Here is a 14,948-nt window from a genome sequence, read left to right as displayed (position 1 = left end):
CTCGATCTCTTACCCACCGACTCATTTCTGCCAGAAGCTCTTCTTCATCAATTCATTACTGAGCGTTCAACCATTCTCTTAATAAGCTCTAGCAAATACGACTGTATGATTCGCTGATTGTCCACAACTAATACAAGTTTCTTTCTTTTCAGCTGGTTCGAATGGTATGTTACGGCTAGTTGCACCTGTTTCTTCTTTCACTTTGCTCTCACATTCATCAGATCCGCACCATCCAGCTAATGTGAACCCACGTGATTCTTCCATTCTCATCTTCATTTCTTCTAAACTATCAACAGAATAGAAATGATCTGCCATAAATTGTTGCGCTCGGTCCAACATCTCTTGATGAACTTGTTCAAGCATTGCTTGTACTTCTTCGACTAAGTTCGCTTGTTGGACAATTTTCTTCTCACCAGTGATACGTGATACTAATACACAAACGCCATTCTCCATATCACGAGGTCCAAGCTCTAATCGAATTGGAACTCCGCGCATTTCATATTCATTAAACTTCCAACCAGGTGTTACATCGCTGCGGTCGTCCACTTTAACACGAACTCCAGCTTTCTTCAATTCATTGAACAATTCATCTGTACGTCCTACTACCGCTTCACGAGTCTTCGCTGGTCCGATAGGAATCATAATAACTTGGGTAGGAGCAACTTTCGGTGGCAACGCAAGACCCCGATCATCACCATGTACCATAATCAATGAACCAATCAGGCGAGTAGTCGTTCCCCATGAAGTCGTGTGTACATATTCTTGAGTATTATCACGGCTTAAATACTGAATTTCAAAGGCTTGGGCAAATTTTGTTCCTAAGTAATGAGATGTTCCAGCTTGTACAGCTTTTCCATCTTTCATCATCGCTTCGATTGAGAAGGTGTCTACCGCTCCTGCGAACCGTTCCGAAGGAGTTTTTTGACCTGTAATAACTGGAATAGCAAGATACTCTTCTAAGAAAGAACGATATACTTCTAACATTCTCATCGTTTCTTCGCGTGCTTCTTCTTCCGTTTCATGAGCTGTATGACCTTCCTGCCATAAGAACTCACTCGTTCTGATAAATGGCAATGTACGTTTTTCCCAACGAACTACGTTTGCCCATTGGTTAATTAGTACCGGTAGGTCCCGATAAGATTGAATCCACTTGGAATACATATGACCAAACATCGTTTCAGAAGTTGGACGAATCGCTAAACGCTCCTCCAGTTTTTCACCAGCCACTTCAGTTACCCATGGTAACTCTGGATTAAATCCCTCGATATGATCCTTTTCCTTTTGGAAGAAATTCTCAGGAATCAATAGTGGGAAATAGGCATTACGATGACCTGTTTCCTTAAATCGACGATCTAATTCTGCCTGTATATGTTCCCAAATTTCATATCCATCTGGACGGAACACAATACAACCACGTACTGGTGAATAGTCCATTAATTCTGCTTTCTTGATTACATCTATATACCAGCGGGAGAAATCTTCCCCTTGTGGCGTAATTTCCGTCACAAACTGTTTATCTTTTGCCATAAAAATATAATTCCTCCTAAAAGTTTATGAGCGTTACATCTTGCGTTGCTTCGAATAAACTACTTCGGAAGCATAATCTAAGTTTATGAGCGTTACTTCTTACGTATTAACCGTTGATTAGTCTTAATATATCATTATAAGTAACAGCGATCATGAGTAGAAATAATAATGCAAAACCTACGAAGTGTACCATACCTTCACGATTCGGATCAATAGGTTTTCCTCGAATCCATTCTACACCCAGAAATGCAAGACGACTTCCATCAAGAGCCGGGATAGGTAAGAGATTGAAAATACCTAAATACAGACTTAAAATCGCAGCCCAATACGTCAGTTGTTCAATTCCTTGTTTAGCAATCTGCCCCGTTACCTCAAAGGTTCGTACAGGTCCTCCAAGATCATCCATAGAGAACTGAGCAATCAATTGGCTGAATCCTTTAAAAATAATCTCCGTAGTACTTACCATCGTTTTTCCAGAAGTAGTGATGGTTTCACCAATCGAAGCAGATCTAGTAGGTAGTTCTGGTGTAATCCCTATTTTACCGCCCTCTTGACCCTCCATTGCACGTGGAGTTAACGTCACATTAAATACTTCATCACCACGACGAATACTCCAATTCATCTCTTTCCCTTCAGAAGCAGCTGTAAGCTCAATCATCTTTTGGTAATCAGCACCAATTGCAATGCCATTGATGGACTCAATAATATCTCCTTTTTTCAGATTAGCTTCGGAAGCAGGCATGCCTTCAGATACAGCTCCAACCTGAACATAAGTAGGATTATCCAACGGAATTCCAGCCATCTGAATATGAACAGCGAACAAAACAAATGCAAGAATAAAGTTCATCACAGGTCCCGCAAAGATAGACAATGCACGTTGGCCTACGGTTTTACTACCAAATTGACGGTTCTTTGGAGCAATCTGCGTCTCTTGGCCCTTTGTAACCAACATTGCCTGTGCATGAACGCGATATTGCTGGATGTCCTCGTCAACGTTTAGTTGTAAAGTTAAAGCATCGTCTAAATCAATGGATTGCACCTCACCACGAACAACATTCTTCCGATTGTCCAGTTGATCCAGATAAATCTTCTTCACTTCATCATTTATGATGCGAACAGCAATGGTCTGTCCAACTTGGATTTCTACGAGTTCCGGATCTTCACCAGCCATACGAGCATATCCACCAAAAGGGAGTAAGCGTAAAGTGAATTGCGTTTCATTGCGTTTATAAGAAAACAGTTTCGGACCGAAACCGATGGCAAATTCTCGAACTAATATACCGGCACGTTTGGCGAAATAGTAATGACCCCATTCATGTACCGTTACTATTACAAAAAACATTAATACTGTTAGAAAAACAACCTGAATCATTTCCAAGTGCCTCATCCTCCTCTATTGTATAAGATCGAAGTTTGTCCCTTTAGATTATCATTATTCTCCGACCGAACACAAGAGAATCACTTTCACAGTAATTTTTTTTCAATAAAAGGAGTAGATGAACTCTTAGCGTTAAAGTCTTAGTGCAAGCTTACGAGTATGAAGATCACATTCTTCAATCGCACCTAGGTCAGGACTTGCCAAGTTCACATGTTGATCCAATACTCTCTGAATGACTTCTTCAATGTGTAGGAATGATATCTCTCGGTTAAGGAACCGTGCAACAGCAACCTCATTCGCAGCGTTGAAAGCCGTCGTCGCTGTTCCACCCATTCTGCCGCATTCAAATGCTAGACGTAAACAAGGAAACCTATCATAATCCATTTCTTTAAAATGAAGACTACCTGCTTCAGTCAGTGATAATCTTTGAGTAGGAGACTTCCATCGCTCAGGATAAGTTAATGCATATTGAATCGGAACTCGCATATCTGGATTACCCAATTGAGCAATAATGCTACTATCACAAAACTCGACATAAGAATGAATGATACTTTCCGGATGTAGAAGTACATTGATCTGATTATACGGCATATCAAAAAGCCAATGTGCTTCGATCACTTCTAGCCCTTTATTAACCATAGTAGCTGAGTCTATCGTTATTTTAGCTCCCATAGACCAATTAGGATGTTTCAAAGCGTCTTCCACTGTAACATTCACTAATTCATCCCTTGATAAATTCCGAAATGAACCACCCGATGCCGTAATCGTAATCCCAGCAACATCATTTCGACGTTCACCATTCATACATTGAAATATCGCAGAATGTTCGCTATCAATTGGTAGTAGCTGGACTCCCCTATTTTTGGCAAGAGAAGTGACTAAGTGTCCAGCCGTAACTAATGGTTCTTTATTGGCTAACCCTATATGCTTTCCTGCCTCAATTGCAGCCAGTGTAGACCGGAGCCCTACACTCCCCATAACAGCAGTAACTACCATTTCAGCATCTGTACCCGCAGCTATTTCAACAAGACCATCTTCACCATAATACACTTGCGTAGTTGCTGGTATTTGCAGTTTTATGCGATCTGCTAGTTCTTTAGTAGCCACGGATACTTTACGCGGTTTATATTCATGCACCTGTTGGATCAACAGATCGATATTGGTTCCCGCAGTTAACCCTTCAACTTGAAATTCATCTTTATGGGTTGAAACTACATCTAATGTTTGAGTTCCAATAGAACCTGTAGATCCCAGAATACTAATTTTCTTCATCATGCACCCTCTCTCGTCTTAATAAGGCATAAGCATCATGATATGTACAAAAGGGAACACTATAACCCAACTGTCACAGCGATCTAATATCCCACCATGACCTGGTAGTAATCTGCCAGAATCTTTAATATTGTATACTCGTTTGTATGCGGACTGCATTAGATCACCTAACTGTCCAATAACAGCACAAGCCAATCCAATCAATAAAGCTCTACCAAATCCTAGAATCCCTCCAGAACATGCTGCAAAACCAATTGCTACTAAGACGGCTATAATAATACCTCCAATTGCACCTTCCACCGTCTTATTCGGACTTATTGCTGGCCAAAGTTTGTTGTGACCCCATCGTTTACCAACGAAATAGGCACCCGCATCACTTGCCCAAATTGAGAATAGCAATAAAAATGTCCAGAACAATCCATAACCATCCGAGGCATTACGTGATTCAGCAATGAAATAAAAACCACTCCCAATATAAAATACACCAAGTAATAATAAGGATATTTGTTTAATATTGATGCGATTTTTAGTCAGCACTGTCATTAACATGAACAAAAACATAAGGATCCAAATCATTTCCCAGTTTGGTGTAAATGATAAATTCAATAACTTCCATGGAAACATAATGATAAACACGCCTAAGAATCCAAATGTAGCAATCCCACTAAAAGGGCGTATTTGAATCATTTTCACAAATTCATAATATCCGATCAGAGCCATTCCAAGAACAAGGATATGGAATGGTAAGTTGCCGATCACACATAATCCAAGAAAAAAAATACCTGCAATAATTCCGGTAATCAATCGTTGTTTCAACGGTTTTCATCCTCTACTTGAGTTATGACAGCCCGCCGTACCGCCGTGTTCTACGCTGATATTCAGCAACAGCATCATGTAAATGATTTTTATTGAACTCCGGCCAGTAGATATCGGTGAACCATAATTCGCTATATGCTAATTGCCATAGCATAAAGTTACTAACTCTCATTTCACCACTTGTTCGGATCAAGAGATCAGGATCAGGAAGTCCAGCTGATAGTAAGTGATCTTCAATCCATTGAGAGTTGATATCCTCGCTCCTCAATGTACCCGCTTCAATCTCTCGTCCGATCATAGACATACAATCCGTGATCTCATTTCGCCCACCATAGTTCAGCGCAAAATTGAGTACAAGTCCATCGTTATACGATGTGCGCTTAACAGCTTCTTCCATTGCCTCCAAAGTATGTTTAGGCAATCCATTTTTATCGCCCATCATTCGAATTTGAACATTCTTCGCAATTAGTTCATCCAATTCAATTTTAAGAAATTCTTGAGGAAGTCGCATCAAGAAATCTACTTCATCTTTAGGACGTTTCCAATTTTCTGTAGAAAATGCGTACAACGTTAAATACTTTATCCCAAGCTCATCTGCAGCAATCGTTGCACGTTTGACAGCTTTCATTCCGTTTTGATGCCCAACAACCCTCGGTAAACCACGGCGTTTCGCCCATCGCCCGTTTCCATCCATAATGATCGCGATGTGCTGAGGGATATTATCTGAGGTAATTTTCACCTTATTAGGATCATCTTTACGCTTCCACCATGATCGAATTCGTTTGATCATTCCATTTCCTCCAAGCCGCTTTCTGCAAGTTGAAACCGATTTTCCAACCACGAAAGTAGAACTATCCTGATATATCACATTTTAAAAATAGACAAACCCCACCATAAAAGGAGGGGCCACAAGTCTCTTAAACGTCCATGATCTCTTTTTCTTTTGTCAAGAGAACTTTGTCGACTTCGGCGATATATTTATCCGTCATCTTTTGAATATCTTCTTGATGTCTATGCGATTCATCTTCGGAAATATCTGTCTTTTCCAACTTTTTGATGTCGTCATTAGCGTCTCTTCGTATGTTACGTACAGCCACTTTAGCTTCTTCACCAAACTTTTTAGTTGTCTTAACAAGTTCTACACGTCGCTCTTCTGTAAGAGCTGGTACAGTTAGACGAATCAACGATCCATCATTCGATGGTGTTATACCGATATCCGACTTCATAATAGCTTTTTCAATGTCAGCCAATGACGATTTATCCCAAGGCTGAATCATCAATGTACGAGAATCCGGCGTATTGATATTTGCTAACTGACTAAGTGGAGTTGGAGCTCCATAATATTCAACTTGAATCCGATCTAACAAGGCAGGTGCAGCACGCCCTGCACGCAATGAAGAAAGATCACGTTTCAAAGCACCAATTGCTTTCTCCATCCGGTCTTCTGCATTTTTCTTAATCGTTTGTGGCATTAGTCTAAGCTCCCTTTGACAATAGTCCCAATTTTCTCACCTAATACGACACGCTTAATGTTACCTTGTTCCGTAATAGCAAATACGATCAATGGTATATTATTATCCATGCATAGAGATGATGCTGTGGAATCCATGACACCTAGATTTTTATTAAGTACGTCCATATATGTCAATTGGTCATATTTCTCAGCTGTTTCATCTTTAAAAGGATCAGCTGAATAGACACCATCAACTTTATTTTTCGCCATTAAGATGACTTCTGCTTCGATCTCTGCAGCACGTAATGCAGCTGTTGTATCCGTAGAGAAGAATGGATTACCTGTCCCAGCAGCAAATATCACAACACGACCTTTTTCTAAATGGCGAATTGCTCTACGTCGTATATAAGGTTCAGCAATTTGTTGCATTGCAATAGATGTTTGAACTCTTGTTGGTACATTAATTTGTTCTAATGCATCTTGTAATGCTAGTGAATTCATTACCGTTGCTAGCATACCCATATAATCAGCAGTAGCTCGATCTATGCCATTAGCACTTCCAGCAATTCCACGCCAGATGTTCCCGCCACCACATACAACAGCAACTTCAACACCAAGCTCTATAACTTCTTTAATTTGTTCAGCGATTGAAACGATCGTATCCGCATCAATACCATATCCATTAGGACCTGCGAGAGACTCCCCACTGACCTTTAAGACCACTCTTTTAAATACTGGCTCTTTCAATGTTACCCCCCCTGCCTTGAGAAAGCGCTATTAGATCGGCGCCAGACTAATTCCATATTGTTAAAAAAGAAGGAACACAATGTGTTCCATTCTTCATTATGACTATTATTGTAACACTTTAAGAAATGAATTATTAATGTTTAACTTGTGCCATTACTTCTTCTACAAAATTATCAACTTTCTTTTCAAGACCTTCACCAAGTTCAAAACGAGCAAAACGGCGAATGGAAATGTTTTCACCTATAGTATTGATTTTTTCATTTAATATAGCTGAAATTGTTTTGTCAGGATCTTTAATGAAGGATTGTTCCAACAAGCAGAATTCTTCATAGTATTTACTAATACGACCTTCAACCATTTTTTCAATAATCTTCTCTGGCTTACCTTCGTTCAACGCTTGTGCCTTCAAGATTTCTTTTTCTTTTTCGATATCATCTTGTGGAACTTCTTCACGACGAACATAACGAGGGTTTGTCGCAGCGATTTGCATAGCAATATCACGTGCAAAATCTTTGAACTGATCTGTTTTACCTACGAAATCTGTTTCACAGTTAATTTCTACAAGCACACCAATTTTACCGCCTGCATGTATGTAGGATTCTACAGTACCTTCAGTAGCTGTACGTCCTGCTTTATTAGCAGCAGCTGCTAAACCTTTTTCACGAAGTAAATCAATTGCTTTAGAAACATCTCCATTTGTTTCATCAAGAGCCTTTTTACAATCCAACATTCCTGCGCCTGTTCTTTCACGAAGTTCCTTTACTGCACTAGCATTAACCGCCATTAATTACACCCTCCAATATTATATTTTCATTAAATTTCTTTCTGCGATAAACATTACGAAAAAATAGGCAACCCTATACTTTCGTAATATTTTAAAAAAAGGGCAGTGAGAGGTTATCCACCTGCCAACCACCCTTTTCATTTTAATTCATAATATATGAATTACCTAATCGGATATTAGGCTGTTGTTTCTTCGCCTTGATGAGCTTCAACAATGGCATCAGCCATTTTACCAGTCAAGAGTTTAACGGCACGAATTGCATCATCATTACCAGGAATGACATAGTCAATTTCATCCGGATCACAGTTAGTGTCTACGATACCAACGATTGGAATACCCAATTTACGAGCTTCAGCAACCGCGATACGTTCTTTACGAGGATCAATTATGAACAAGGCACTAGGAAGGCCTTTCATGTTCTTGATACCGCCTAAGAATTTATCAAGACGATCTTTCTCTTTGCGGAGAATGATAACTTCTTTTTTAGGTAGAACAGCAAATGTGCCATCTTCTTCCCATTTTTCAAGCTCTTTCAAACGATTAATACGCTTTTGAATGGTTTCAAAGTTAGTAAGAGTTCCGCCCAACCAACGTTGATTAATGTAGTACATTCCACAACGTTCAGCTTCTTCTTTCACGGAATCTTGCGCTTGTTTCTTAGTACCTACAAACAGAATAGTTCCGTTTTCTTCGGAAACACTTTTCACGAAGTTGTAAGCCTCTTCCACCTTTTTAACTGTCTTTTGCAAGTCAATAATGTAAATTCCGTTTCTTTCTGTGAAGATATAACGATCCATCTTTGGGTTCCAGCGGCGAGTTTGGTGACCGAAATGCACGCCTGCTTCCAAAAGTTGCTTCATGGATATTACTCCCATCTTCACGCACCTCCTATTATTGGTTTTTTGTCCTCCGCCAACGATCATTTCCCTTTAAGACTTTCTAAACAAATCAGAAAGCACCCTCATAGGAATCTCTTGACGTGTGTTTTTAACACCGTTACTTAATATAACATAAGTTATATAGTGATGCAACCACTTCATAAATGAAAAAAGATCGTCTTCTAATATGAATGATTAGCGAGACGATCCTATACGAATTTTAGATATGATAGATTCAAAGCTTTCTCCTTGAACGAATGTATAATTCCCGTCAAGGATCTTAGTGTTCACTTTTTGCTTCGTTGCTTCTTTGATAAATTGATTGCTATTAGAAATGACACCTATCTTTTCTAGACCGACAGCTACATCTGTCAGATTACTTCCCTTATCAATCTTATAATCCATTTTTTTGTGTGTTTGCGTTTCAGTTCGATCTACTTTTGGTTCTTTTGGCGATACCACATCTAGGGTCGTGTTCTGCTCAATGGGTTTATCCGGAACTGAAGGTTCATCGGGGACTACTGTTGGTTCACTCACTTCAGGTTTCACTGTAGTAGTACCCTGCAACTTAGAACTTTCTTCAATTTTCATTTGTGTCCATTCTTCTTTTGTCAATAATTCCTCTGAGGACTCTACAACTTTAAGATCTAGTTCTTCCGCTTTTTCTTGGATTTGTTCTTTCGTTAAGATAACGTCAGTAACATTCTCCATGTTGGAAGTTTGCCCTTCACCTATAATCATCAATTGAAGGAGAACAGCACCTATGATGAGACCAAGCCCTAAACCGAACATGAATGATCGATTTCTCATCATAGTGAGCCCTCCTGTTTCGCTAGTTGAAGTATGAGTTGTACCTCACCAAGCTGAATCCCTACCAACTTACCGATCACGTCCATCGATTTCCCTTGTTCATATAATTCAAAAACTTCAGAATATCGCTGTTTGATTGAATCCATAGGTTTAGAATTCTCATCAACTATCTCTAGTAAAGACAATTCGCTAAGATCTTCACTAGTACTAGCAATTTCAGTTAAAGGAGTATTTAAGAGATTCTTATTTTGCTCAATCTCCATTATTCGATTTTCATACTCTAATGATTGACCCTCCACTTTTAATAATCTTTGCTTCATTTCTATGAGTTGCTCTTCTAGTAATAATAGTTTAGTAGTAGAATCTTTCTTCATTTGACCAACTAATTCAACTAAAGAATCATTTTCCTCTTCTATATCAGCCATATATTGTTCTAATGTTGCTTCAACTTCTTTAAGCAATAGTTCTGTGGAAGTTTTGTCTGCCTTATTACGTGGCAGCATTATTCCATAAATAAAAGCAGCTGCACCTAACATAATGATGATAATCCATGGTTCCACAATATCTTGTCTCCTTTGATCTGTTCAACATGATTATTATAGAGACAAATCGATACGATGTCCCTTATATGGATGCACAGCCGAATGATATACAGACTGCTGTTCTTGCTGACTGGAATGAGACTCACTATTTTCTTGTGACGACTGTTGATTTTTACCTTCCTCACGAATTGAGGTATTAGCGGTTTCATCAACATTGGTACTTCGTTGACTCATTTGACGAATTTCCTTGATTTGTTGTGATGTCATAAAGGTCTGTTCTTGGGTGGATCTCTGTTGTAGTTCGCTTGGTATTTTCCCTACGTCTTGGGTTCTCGGTATAGCAATTTGCATTTCAACCGATCTCATACTCACGATATCCACCTCATTCAAAAATGATAATAGAATACAACCACTCTTCAACCCTCATTATATGTATGGAACCATGGAGATATCTCCATCACTATAATAAAATGATACCCGTTCAGATGTGTCCTTCACAAATCGAGTATATCTTCCAATCACAATTTTTGAACCACCATAAATGGTTCTAATAATATCAATCCTTGCTTTGTTTGTATCTTCTAGTGATTTTTCAATCTCAAGGATCCGTTCCTTTATTTGAGACTGAACTTTAATCTGTGCTTTCTGTGCTGAGTTCAACTTAACTCGCATTGCGACTTTGTCTGGTGATAATTGTCCCGTTGAAGCCAGTTGATTTAATAGATTTAATGCCTTATCCGTTTTCTCTACATTATCTATTTGCAACTTCAGTTGATTACGAAGATCTGCAAGTTCATTTCTCAACTCAGGTACAACTCCAACCTCTATATTAGTAACAGTTGACATAGAATTACCTACTGTACGTGCTATGACTCTCTCACCAGCCTGAATACTCCCACCAACAATAAGACCCTTAGTTCCATTACAGATAATATTCTTCCCAGCTCTTATATTAGAATGCATTATACTTTGAGAAACAACCACTTCACCACCAGCAAAGACATTACCTTCCTGAATAAAAGAACATTTCACTTGTTGGTTAGCTCTTACATGCCCTTTATTATAGCCAATAATGCCGCCTGAGATATCAATGGAGCCCTCAGCATCAAGTTCAGCTCCTTCTACACCACCAATAACACGAATATCTCCAGCAGATTTCACTCTAAAACCCGTTAGTACATTACCACGTATGATAACGTTGCCAACAAAATCGATGTTACCAACACTGTAGTCCACGTCACCATTCACTTCATAAATAGGAAATACGTTAACTTTTTTATTATCAGTGATGGTAATCATCCCATCAATTGCAGCATACATTGCTGTTTGCTCCCCATTGACAACTACATTTTTACCTAATTTGAAATGAGCCTCTTTACCTGGTTTAAATGCAATAACTTCATTAGTAACAGTCATCCCATTTATTCCAGGTTCAGGAGGTGTTCGTTTAGCAATGATCTGACCTTTACGAACGTTATTAAGATTACGTACTTCCTTGAGATCTACCTTACCCTGTTCTGTTTCCATCGACACTGGATTTTTTTCATCAGAATCTCCCATTAATATCTCTATAGAAGCATTAATTCCATGGACAGGCTTCTCCCCATATGCAATAGGCGTTCTTGTATGATAAAACTGTTCTGGATGGTCTGCAAATTGTTGAAGTGTACTCAGTTCGATACCATACTTAATATTATTCCGTTGAATAAATTTTTCAAGTTCATCCCTTGTGCACTTGAAATTGTCATCTTGTTTAGAGAACTGGAGGAATGCGATAGTTTTGTCATCAGAAATAATAACAGTCAAATAAGATTCCAGTGTAATAAGATCCGTCAAATTTAACTCCTCCTTATAGAAACCAAAATTTCCAAAGATGACGAGCTTCTTAGTTGTTTTCCATTAATAACTTTTTATTTTTTTCAAGGGTGCCTCTCAGCCTAAGGATTGCTTTTGAGTGAAGCTGTGAAATTCGAGAAGGCGAAAGTGACATGACTTCGGCGATCTCACTAAGTGAAAGATCTTCATAATAAAGAAGTGAAACTACGGTACGTTCTTTATCTGTCAATTTTTCGATACCTTTAACTAATGCTTCCTTCAAATAATGTTCATTCACCTTATAATCCGGATTTTTTGCATTCTCATCTATCAACATACTTAAGCGTGTCTCTGTTTCCTCTTCTCGGATTGGATCTTCTAAAGAACATAATGTCATAACAGCAACTTCCTGAAGCATATTATGATATTCCTTTTCAGAAACTCCTAAGTATTCACTCATCTCCGAATCGTTTACAGAACGCAGATAATTTTGTTCTAAATGTTGAAAGGCATCTTCGATTTTCTTAGCTTTTTCTCTAACGGAACGAGGTACCCAATCACCCTGTCGCAACGAATCCAGAATAGCACCACGAACACGCCATGAGCCGTAGGTTTCAAATTGATACCCGCGTTTATAATCAAATTTATCGACTGCATCTATAAGACCCATAACACCGTTACTTGCCAAGTCGTCTTTAGAAATATTTTTAGGAAGACCGATAGCTAATCTACTAGAAACGTAATCTACAATATGCAAATAATTTTCAATAAGTTTCTTTTTTGCCTCTATGTCACCATGTTCTTTCCATAGCGTCCATAGCTCCAGATGATTCAAACTAGAAACCTTCTGCTCGTTCAACTGATTTCACCTACCTTATTTTTCTGTCAGGTGACGAACGGCCTTAGCCAGTTGCTCAGGATCTTGCGCAGAAACCAATTTAGGTGGGTTCAGCGGTGTGAATCCGGTGTCGCCTCCATTAGATGACTCGGGCTTCGGCTTTAACAGATCATTGATTTCCTCACTATCCATAGGTAACTTCAGATCAAAATGAGTCCCCCGTTGATCATGTGTTGACTCTAAAGCACTTTCTTCATCCGCCTCAGCATGAGATGTTGAAGTCGTAATAACAATTACCCATCTAAATACTACTGCTAATATAAACCATATAGCAAATGCAAATAAAGCTCTAATAAAACTTGTCATATATAAATTATTAATAGATGTAAATAGAAATGTAACCACAAAACCTAAAGCGCCTACCATCAAATTAATTCGTAATTTCCCCATATTCGCTACAATTCCTTTGCACCCATTTGAACACTTCGTATATATAATATGCCTGTACTACAATCAAGTTCAATCGTTCGACCGAAGTTTCCTCCAGTATCTTCTGCAATAAGGGGAATACCGAGATTTTTCAACGTAACCTTACAAGATTCTGTATTTCTAGGTCCAATTCTCATCGTATCATTATTCCCACCAAAGGCGAACATTTGTGACCCACCTGCCATTTTGGCAACAAGATTAGATTTGGATGAGCCCAATTCAAGTAATCTCTTTAATAATTCTGGCAAGGCTGTATCCGCATACTTAGCAATGTTCATTTCCCCGCCACGCACAATTGTTGAAGAAGGCAACATTACATGTACCATGCCTGCTTGGTGAAGGACAGGATCATACATCGTTAAACCAACACAAGAACCTAATCCCGAAGTACGGATAAGTCCTGATCGTTGAATTACATTTAAGTCAGCCATGGACACTTTTACAATATTTTGATCAATCATTCTCTAGAGGCACTCCTAATGATTTGAATAGTTTCGAAAAAGAGTCAGGATCAGGTATAAGAAAAAACTGACCATCAACCTCCTGATCCCCTTCTAAAAACATGGTATCAATTAGGAGGGCATCATCTCCCATATCTCCATACTGCAGAAGTCCATAACTTAATATTGCTCCAGCCATATCTATCGCTAGGGAGGGAACTGTAGGATACATGGATAATTTCGTAAAATCTGCAAGTGATGATAAATATGATCCCGATAATATATTTCCAATTTCGTTTAGTGCTGATAGTTCCATCTCGTTAAAAAACTCATTTTGAGATATGTTTAGACCTGCTAGCCGTTTCAAAAGACTTTTTGCAGATTCAACACTTAATATAAAAAACAAATTGCCAGGTGCATCGCCTTCAACCCTCAGGAATATTGCAACAACGACTCGTTCAGCACCACCAACTACTTCAGCAACGTCTTCGAATCTAAGAATTTGCACTTTCGGAACAGCCATGTCAATGGGCTTGTTGAGTAAGCAGGAAAGTGCTGTAGCAGCATTCCCTGCACCAATGTTACCTATTTCTTTAAGAACATCCATATTAACTTCTTTAAAATTCTTAAAGACAGCCATATCTAATCCTCTATACTTTCCAACTGAATAATTTCATTTTTATTTAGTACTTCGGACAGGTTAAGCATAATCAGAAGGCGTTCTTCATTGATTTTAGCTACTCCTTGAAGATATTTGGCTTTGATCCCACCAACAACTTCCGGCGGATTCTCGATTTGATCTGTATTAAGATCAATAACATCATTAGCAGAATCAACTATAAATCCTACTTCCATATCATTAACTGCAACTATAATAATACGAGTACTCTCACTATATTCTACCATTGGAAGATTGAACCGTCCACGTAAGTCAATAATTGGAATAACAACACCACGTAAATTAATAACACCTTTAACAAAAGTAAATGTTCTTGGAACTCTCGTTATAGGTAGCATCCGTTCAATCGTTTGTACCTTTTCAACTTCGATACCGTATTCTTCGCTACCTAATTTAAATACGATGACTTTAATATCTTCTCCCATATTCAAAACCTCCTATTATATTTCTTAAGCTTGTACAAAGGTCTACATAAATTGT

At 38.6% G+C, this 14,948-nt stretch carries 18 protein-coding genes; all 18 read right to left on the bottom strand.

Features of this window, described 5'->3' with window-relative positions; genetic code table 11:
* Positions 1-78 precede the first annotated feature (78 nt).
* Complete coding sequence (gene proS / locus LPB68_RS20030) at positions 79-1,527, bottom strand: proline--tRNA ligase (protein ID WP_068655670.1); 1,449 nt, start codon at positions 1,525-1,527, stop codon at positions 79-81.
* Positions 1,528-1,633: 106 nt separating this feature from the next.
* A complete protein-coding gene (gene rseP, locus LPB68_RS20025; RefSeq protein WP_068655671.1) occupies positions 1,634-2,905 on the bottom strand; it encodes an RIP metalloprotease RseP in 1,272 nt (423 codons plus the stop codon).
* 132 nt (positions 2,906-3,037) lie between these two features.
* Positions 3,038-4,177: a 1-deoxy-D-xylulose-5-phosphate reductoisomerase gene (locus LPB68_RS20020; RefSeq protein ID WP_068655672.1), complete on the bottom strand. Its 1,140-nt coding sequence runs from the start codon at positions 4,175-4,177 to the stop codon at positions 3,038-3,040.
* Between the two features lie 18 nt (positions 4,178-4,195).
* Positions 4,196-4,993, bottom strand: coding sequence for a phosphatidate cytidylyltransferase (locus LPB68_RS20015; protein ID WP_068655674.1), 798 nt, complete (start codon positions 4,991-4,993; stop codon positions 4,196-4,198).
* Between the two features lie 22 nt (positions 4,994-5,015).
* Positions 5,016-5,783 (bottom strand): undecaprenyl pyrophosphate synthase, encoded by a 768-nt coding sequence (locus LPB68_RS20010; RefSeq protein ID WP_068655675.1) that lies wholly within the window; start codon positions 5,781-5,783, stop codon positions 5,016-5,018.
* Positions 5,784-5,910: 127 nt separating this feature from the next.
* Positions 5,911-6,465: a ribosome recycling factor gene (gene frr / locus LPB68_RS20005; protein ID WP_068655676.1), complete on the bottom strand. Its 555-nt coding sequence runs from the start codon at positions 6,463-6,465 to the stop codon at positions 5,911-5,913.
* Positions 6,465-7,193 (bottom strand): UMP kinase, encoded by a 729-nt coding sequence (pyrH, locus tag LPB68_RS20000; protein ID WP_068655677.1) that lies wholly within the window; start codon positions 7,191-7,193, stop codon positions 6,465-6,467. Before pyrH ends, frr begins: the two co-directional genes overlap by 1 nt.
* A gap of 133 nt (positions 7,194-7,326) precedes the next feature.
* Positions 7,327-7,977: a translation elongation factor Ts gene (tsf, locus tag LPB68_RS19995; protein WP_068655678.1), complete on the bottom strand. Its 651-nt coding sequence runs from the start codon at positions 7,975-7,977 to the stop codon at positions 7,327-7,329.
* Positions 7,978-8,153: 176 nt separating this feature from the next.
* Positions 8,154-8,852 carry a 30S ribosomal protein S2 gene (rpsB, locus tag LPB68_RS19990; protein WP_068655679.1) on the bottom strand — a complete coding sequence of 233 codons (699 nt, stop codon included), beginning with the start codon at positions 8,850-8,852 and terminating at the stop codon, positions 8,154-8,156.
* Positions 8,853-9,050: 198 nt separating this feature from the next.
* Positions 9,051-9,668: a hypothetical protein gene (locus LPB68_RS19985; protein WP_068655680.1), complete on the bottom strand. Its 618-nt coding sequence runs from the start codon at positions 9,666-9,668 to the stop codon at positions 9,051-9,053.
* Positions 9,665-10,225 (bottom strand): hypothetical protein, encoded by a 561-nt coding sequence (locus LPB68_RS19980; protein WP_082865600.1) that lies wholly within the window; start codon positions 10,223-10,225, stop codon positions 9,665-9,667. The genes LPB68_RS19985 and LPB68_RS19980 overlap by 4 nt, the downstream gene beginning before the upstream one ends.
* Positions 10,226-10,261: 36 nt before the next feature.
* A complete protein-coding gene (locus LPB68_RS19975; RefSeq protein WP_068655684.1) occupies positions 10,262-10,579 on the bottom strand; it encodes a hypothetical protein in 318 nt (105 codons plus the stop codon).
* A 54-nt stretch (positions 10,580-10,633) separates the two neighbouring features.
* On the bottom strand, positions 10,634-12,043 hold the full coding sequence (locus LPB68_RS19970) for a flagellar assembly protein A (protein ID WP_068655686.1): 1,410 nt from the start codon (positions 12,041-12,043) through the stop codon (positions 10,634-10,636).
* Positions 12,044-12,092: 49 nt separating this feature from the next.
* Positions 12,093-12,881 (bottom strand): FliA/WhiG family RNA polymerase sigma factor, encoded by a 789-nt coding sequence (locus tag LPB68_RS19965; RefSeq protein ID WP_068655687.1) that lies wholly within the window; start codon positions 12,879-12,881, stop codon positions 12,093-12,095.
* 15 nt (positions 12,882-12,896) lie between these two features.
* On the bottom strand, positions 12,897-13,310 hold the full coding sequence (locus LPB68_RS19960) for a hypothetical protein (protein ID WP_068655688.1): 414 nt from the start codon (positions 13,308-13,310) through the stop codon (positions 12,897-12,899).
* Between the two features lie 5 nt (positions 13,311-13,315).
* Positions 13,316-13,810, bottom strand: coding sequence for a chemotaxis protein CheD (locus tag LPB68_RS19955; RefSeq protein ID WP_068655689.1), 495 nt, complete (start codon positions 13,808-13,810; stop codon positions 13,316-13,318).
* Entirely contained in the window at positions 13,803-14,429 is a 627-nt protein-coding gene (locus LPB68_RS19950; RefSeq protein ID WP_068655696.1) for a chemotaxis protein CheC, read from the bottom strand. Before LPB68_RS19950 ends, LPB68_RS19955 begins: the two co-directional genes overlap by 8 nt.
* Positions 14,430-14,431: 2 nt before the next feature.
* Positions 14,432-14,893, bottom strand: a complete 462-nt coding sequence (locus tag LPB68_RS19945; protein ID WP_068655698.1) for a chemotaxis protein CheW — start codon at positions 14,891-14,893, stop codon at positions 14,432-14,434.
* Between the last annotated feature and the right edge of the window lie 55 nt (positions 14,894-14,948).

Source organism: Paenibacillus crassostreae (assembly GCF_001857945.1).
GTDB classification, from domain to species: domain Bacteria; phylum Bacillota; class Bacilli; order Paenibacillales; family Paenibacillaceae; genus Paenibacillus_AQ; species Paenibacillus_AQ crassostreae.
The sequence above is the reverse complement of the archived record's forward strand: the minus strand, read 5'-3'. Positions and strand labels throughout refer to the sequence as shown.

Bases quoted from the DNA above. Each gene is read 5' to 3' on its own strand.
- proS (WP_068655670.1), bottom strand. From the start codon at position 1,527: ATGGCAAAAGATAAACAGTTTGTGACGGAAATTACGCCACAAGGGGAA.
- LPB68_RS20020 (WP_068655672.1), bottom strand. From the start codon at position 4,177: ATGAAGAAAATTAGTATTCTGGGATCTACAGGTTCTATTGGAACTCAA.
- LPB68_RS20010 (WP_068655675.1), bottom strand. From the start codon at position 5,783: ATGATCAAACGAATTCGATCATGGTGGAAGCGTAAAGATGATCCTAAT.
- frr (WP_068655676.1), bottom strand. From the start codon at position 6,465: ATGCCACAAACGATTAAGAAAAATGCAGAAGACCGGATGGAGAAAGCA.
- tsf (WP_068655678.1), bottom strand. From the start codon at position 7,977: ATGGCGGTTAATGCTAGTGCAGTAAAGGAACTTCGTGAAAGAACAGGC.
- rpsB (WP_068655679.1), bottom strand. From the start codon at position 8,852: ATGGGAGTAATATCCATGAAGCAACTTTTGGAAGCAGGCGTGCATTTC.
- LPB68_RS19985 (WP_068655680.1), bottom strand. From the start codon at position 9,668: ATGATGAGAAATCGATCATTCATGTTCGGTTTAGGGCTTGGTCTCATC.
- LPB68_RS19960 (WP_068655688.1), bottom strand. From the start codon at position 13,310: ATGGGGAAATTACGAATTAATTTGATGGTAGGCGCTTTAGGTTTTGTG.
- LPB68_RS19955 (WP_068655689.1), bottom strand. From the start codon at position 13,810: ATGATTGATCAAAATATTGTAAAAGTGTCCATGGCTGACTTAAATGTA.
- LPB68_RS19950 (WP_068655696.1), bottom strand. From the start codon at position 14,429: ATGGCTGTCTTTAAGAATTTTAAAGAAGTTAATATGGATGTTCTTAAA.
- LPB68_RS19945 (WP_068655698.1), bottom strand. From the start codon at position 14,893: ATGGGAGAAGATATTAAAGTCATCGTATTTAAATTAGGTAGCGAAGAA.